At 58.4% G+C, this 4271-nt stretch carries 6 protein-coding genes and 1 pseudogene; 5 read left to right on the top strand and 2 right to left on the bottom strand.

Translation table 11 applies throughout. From position 1 onward, the window contains the following. Together AC0GNR_RS19335 and AC0GNR_RS19330 are read left to right on the top strand one after the other, a co-directional pair. A partial coding sequence (locus AC0GNR_RS19335; RefSeq protein ID WP_472900757.1) for a transposase occupies positions 1 to 189 on the top strand: 189 nt, incomplete at its 5' end. 49 nt (positions 190 to 238) lie between these two features. Continuing rightward, positions 239 to 1102, top strand: a complete 864-nt coding sequence (locus tag AC0GNR_RS19330) for an HNH endonuclease (protein ID WP_472902375.1) — start codon at positions 239 to 241, stop codon at positions 1100 to 1102. 109 nt (positions 1103 to 1211) lie between these two features. Here AC0GNR_RS19330 and AC0GNR_RS19325 read toward each other — a convergent pair whose 3' ends face one another. Next, complete coding sequence (locus AC0GNR_RS19325; protein WP_472902374.1) at positions 1212 to 1577, bottom strand: hypothetical protein; 366 nt, start codon at positions 1575 to 1577, stop codon at positions 1212 to 1214. An 895-nt stretch (positions 1578 to 2472) separates the two neighbouring features. Here AC0GNR_RS19325 and AC0GNR_RS19320 point away from each other — a divergent pair. After that, on the top strand, positions 2473 to 2775 hold the full coding sequence (locus AC0GNR_RS19320) for an RNA recognition motif domain-containing protein (RefSeq protein ID WP_472902373.1): 303 nt from the start codon (positions 2473 to 2475) through the stop codon (positions 2773 to 2775). Positions 2776 to 2842: 67 nt separating this feature from the next. On the opposite strand, the gene AC0GNR_RS19315 is transcribed toward AC0GNR_RS19320, so the two are convergent. Beyond that, the gene (locus AC0GNR_RS19315; RefSeq protein ID WP_472902372.1) at positions 2843 to 3253 is read right to left on the bottom strand and encodes a CoA-binding protein; all 411 of its coding nucleotides are present in this window, start codon (positions 3251 to 3253) and stop codon (positions 2843 to 2845) included. 18 nt (positions 3254 to 3271) lie between these two features. On the opposite strand from AC0GNR_RS19315, the gene AC0GNR_RS19310 reads away from it, so the two are divergent. Beyond that, on the top strand, positions 3272 to 3505 hold the full coding sequence (locus tag AC0GNR_RS19310; protein ID WP_472902371.1) for an ATP-binding protein: 234 nt from the start codon (positions 3272 to 3274) through the stop codon (positions 3503 to 3505). Positions 3506 to 3626: 121 nt separating this feature from the next. Further along, positions 3627 to 4118: pseudogene (locus AC0GNR_RS19305) on the top strand (nitroreductase family protein); the annotation flags it as partial. Between the last annotated feature and the right edge of the window lie 153 nt (positions 4119 to 4271).

Genomic DNA, 4271 nt, shown 5'->3' with positions numbered 1-4271 from the left:
ACCAATGGACTGGTGCGTCAGTACCTACCCAAGGGCACCGATCTCTCGGGCTACAGCCAAGAGCAACTCGATGCCATTGCCGATCAGATCAACAACCGGCCCAGGAAAGGCCTTGGCGTACGATCACCGCTGGCGGTCTACCGAGAGCTCCTGCTCAACAGCCCGCAACATTCCACCCTCGTTCATTGAAACCCAGGGTGTTGCACTTCACTTTTGAATCCGCCCGTTCTATGAGTTCATGCGCGAGGTCTCGCCTGGTGATGTGATTTTTTCCTTTTGCGATGCGAACATTCGGGCTATTGGGATAGCCAAATCGAATGCATACGAGGCTCCAAAGCCGCTGGAGTTTGGAAGTGTCGGCGCTTACTGGGAAAAGATCGGATGGAGAGTGGATGTCCGCTTCGTAAAACTGAAAAACGTCATCCGGCCTATGGATGAGATGGCTCGCCTTGGTCCATATCTACCTTCCAAGTACTCGCCGCTGAGACCCAATGGTCACGGTCTGCAAAATATCTATCTGACTGAAGTTCCTGAACTCTTTGCGACCCAACTGGTTGACCTGATCGGTAGTGAGGCCAGAGCAATTGTGCAAGCCTGGCATGCGGCAACCCCTGGATTCGATGATCTTTACCGGGGGCAGGTGGCATGGGAAGAGCATCAAATCGAAAAAATCTTGACTGACATCAAGATGGAAGAAACAGAAAAAAGAGCCATTGTTATGGCGCGCAGAGGTCAAGGGTTGTTCCGTTCGAGGGTCACTCAAATTGAAAGACGCTGCCGGCTAACCGGCGTCTCAAATTCCGAGTACTTACGCGCGAGTCACACAAAGCCTTGGCGCGACGCCAGTAATGAAGACCGCCTTGACGGCGAAAATGGTTTTCTTCTCACGCCCGATGCTGATTTGCTATTTGACCGTGGATTTATCTCATTCAAAAATAATGGCGATGTTCTTGTTTCGCCAGTGGCCGATCTCGGTTCGATAGAACGGATGGGAATCACATCAAGCATGCTGGAGAACGTTGGTCTCTTCTCTGCTGGCCAAAGCCGTTATCTCGATTTTCACCGCGACATGGTTTTTCTCAAGGCAAAGGTAAAGCGCTAGTTCGCAAGTGACTGAGGCAGGTGCCGCCCTGTTTCGGGACACAGCTACCCGCCAACTCCTCATGGAAGCAGAAATGCATTAGGACAAGATATCTCGGCATGGATTCTTCCTATGGGTCGTTCGAATGCGGGGCGTTCTTCAAGTGGTTGTGCCACTGGTACACGTTGTTGCGGGGCTTGTTCCGAAAAGCGTCATCCGGACGGCGGCACTCATCTGGCGCCACGAAGAACACCGTCCAATCTCCATAGTAAGCGCCCTCGAAATGGATCATGTCCTCCACCACCTCCAGATCGACGGCGAGATGCCCTGAATTGCAGCAGATACGCGCGTCTTGCCCATTCAGAAACTGCAGGTGGACGTACGCCATGTACGTGGTGTGGCAATAGTTCAGCGGGCCGAGCACTGGCCCAGCGAAACCCCAATCGTCCATGTCTTGTTTGCGGCTGTTCCGACCATGGAAAAGACCGAGGTACATGCCGGGCTGCGTCGGACGCTAGCCGTACTGAAGGCGCTGCGGGGTCGAATCTGTTGGGGTCATTGCGTTCCTCTTGTGGTGAGGAGCAAAGACTATTCAAAAGGATCTGGTCTGACACCCAGGGCTTTGCCTGGGGTGACGTTATATGAAACGTGCGCCAAGATGGAGTGGCGAAACGCCCTATACCGCCCCCACTGCTCAAAACCGATGAGCAAGGTTTCCACCTTGACCTCGCCCACCACAGCACCGTCCACACGCGCGCCCGGATGCCCATGCTGCGCCCAGTGAAGAAGCGCCTGCACACTACCAGTCGGTTGGGCACCCAACCACTCAAGCCCAGCGTTTTTGCCTGACGGGCCATGTTCCAGCAGTAGCCCGCGCCTGGCAAGTAACCGGTGATGTGCAGGTGGCGGGTGGTGGCGGTGTGTTCGGGCTGATTGACGCATGGAAGGTCTTGGAGTTCGTACATGAAGGCGTCGGCGTCTTCCTGGGTTCGCAGGGGCGGTGGGTGGAACGTGGCTTCGGGGATGGGCCCGACTTTCTGGCCTTTGGCTTTGACCAGAATGGATGTGGCTTTGCAGAATATGATGGGACGCTCGGCGAACGAGTCTGGTACTGGCTTGCAGCGACTTCACGGCTGCGGCAAAAAGGGCCGGATTGGTCTCGATGGGCTCGGTCGGTTGCAACGCGCAGCTGGCGGGCCAAAACCAAATGTTCGTTGTTGTGTGGCGCTGATTCGCACGGGTTAAACGCCCGCTCGCAGCGCCCCTGTCTGTGTTGTGCTCTGCCCTTGGCAAGCGCAGCACGTGTTCTTGCGGTGTCCACTGGGCGCCGCTTTCTCCTGCGCCGCCGGGCTTTGCCTGGTTTCGGCGCCATCTCTCTGAAAGGCTCTTTCATGAGCACCAAGCTTTACGTGGGCAATCTGCCCTATGACGCCGACGACAAGGCGCTGCGCCACAATTTTTCCGAGTACGGCGACGTCTCGTCGGCCAAGGTCATGATGGACCGTGACACGGGCCGTTCCAAGGGCTTTGGCTTTGTGGAAATGGGCACCAGCGAACAGGCTGACGCGGCCATTGAGGGGCTGAACGGCATGTCGGTCGGCGGCCGTTCGATTGTGGTGAACATTTCCCGCCCGAAAGAGGCCAGCGCTGGTGGTTTTGGCGGTGGCAACCGCGGCGGGCGCGGCGGCTACTGAGCGCGTTTGGCGCTTGCCGTGAAACCGGCCTGAGGGCCGGTTTTTTTTCGCCTGCAACAGCCCGCAATCAGCGGCCCAGCAGTTGGGCGTGGGCCACTTTCAGGCAGCAGTCCCAGACCGTGTCGAGCCCGGCGTCGGTGGCTATGCGGTCGGCTTCCTGGCTCTTGAGGCCGAGCTGCTGCCAAAAGCTTTTGGCGCCGATGGCGACCGCGCTGCGCGCGATGTCGGGTATGTTTTCTTCCCGCCGAAACACGTTGACCATGTCGACGGCGAAAGGGATGTCTTCGAGCCGTGCGTAAGCGGTCTCGCCCAAGATGGCTGGGTAGCGCGGATTCACCGGCACGATGCGGTAGCCGTGTTGCTGCATGTAGCGGGCCACGCCGTAACTGGGGCGGTGCGCATCGGCCGACAAACCCACCACGGCGATGGTGCGGTCGCGCTCAAGGATTCGGCGAAGGGTGGTGGTTTCTTTTGGCATGGCCTCCACAATACGGCCATGGCGACCGAACGCAAAGCACTGCCTGCCGTTGACACCATGCGCTGCACCGGCTGCGGCTGGTGCGTGGCGGTGTGTCCGCCGCACGTGATGTCGCTGGCGGTACAACGTGGGAAAAAGTATTCGCTGGTGCACGACGAACCGGGCTGCACCGGCTGCGCCAAGTGTGCAGTGACGTGTCCTTTTGACGCGATTGCCATGGTGCGCTTAACTGAACCCCGTGAAACGCGCTGAACCAGCAGCGCACGGTCAAAGCACAGCCGGCTTTTGCCAGGCCACCAGCAGCATGCGCTTCGTTCGGTGATGATCGCCCTATGTCCCACACCGTGTGGGCACCATTTCAACGGAAAAACCCATGAGCGATTTGTCACAACCCACCCACACCCCCGTCTTGCTGGACAAGCTGCAATGGCGCTACGCGGCCAAGAAGCTGGACGCCACCAAAGTGGTGCCGCAAGACAAGGTGGACCGCATCTTGGAGGCGGCGCGCCTGGCACCCACTTCGAGTGGCTTGCAGCCGTTCGAAATCATCGTGGTGACCAACCCTGCCGTGCGCGAACAGATCAAGCCCATCGCGTGGAACCAGGCGCAGATCACCGATGGCTCACACCTGTTGGTGTTTGCCGCCTGGGACAACTACACCGCCGAGCGCATCAACCACATGTTTGACCTGACGAACGCGCAACGCGGCGGCACCAACGAGGGCTGGGAAAACTACCGCCAGATGCTGCTGAACAGCTACCCCGCGCGCGATCCACAGGTGAACTTTGAGCACGCTGCGCGGCAGGCCTACATTGGCCTGGGCGCTGCGCTGATTGCGGCTGCATTTGAAGCGGTGGACAGCACATGTTAGCGGCGGTCTAAACCCGCGTAAATCTGGCGGCGGTAAGTGGTGACGGAATTTGGTGACGTAATCCGGTGTTCATTTCTGGTGGCGGATTCTGGGTGCGGTTTTCGGTGCTGAGCGTGCCAACAACAAGGGCCCCGTCAGGGGCCCTTG

It is taken from the genome of Hydrogenophaga sp. LT287 (assembly GCF_055702805.1).
Note: the sequence above shows the minus strand (reverse complement) of the source record. Positions and strands in the feature narration are given on the sequence as shown.

Bases quoted from the DNA above. Each gene is read 5' to 3' on its own strand.
- AC0GNR_RS19330 (WP_472902375.1), top strand. From the start codon at position 239: ATGCGCGAGGTCTCGCCTGGTGATGTGATTTTTTCCTTTTGCGATGCG.
- AC0GNR_RS19325 (WP_472902374.1), bottom strand. From the start codon at position 1,577: ATGTACCTCGGTCTTTTCCATGGTCGGAACAGCCGCAAACAAGACATG.
- AC0GNR_RS19320 (WP_472902373.1), top strand. From the start codon at position 2,473: ATGAGCACCAAGCTTTACGTGGGCAATCTGCCCTATGACGCCGACGAC.
- AC0GNR_RS19315 (WP_472902372.1), bottom strand. From the start codon at position 3,253: ATGCCAAAAGAAACCACCACCCTTCGCCGAATCCTTGAGCGCGACCGC.
- AC0GNR_RS19310 (WP_472902371.1), top strand. From the start codon at position 3,272: ATGGCGACCGAACGCAAAGCACTGCCTGCCGTTGACACCATGCGCTGC.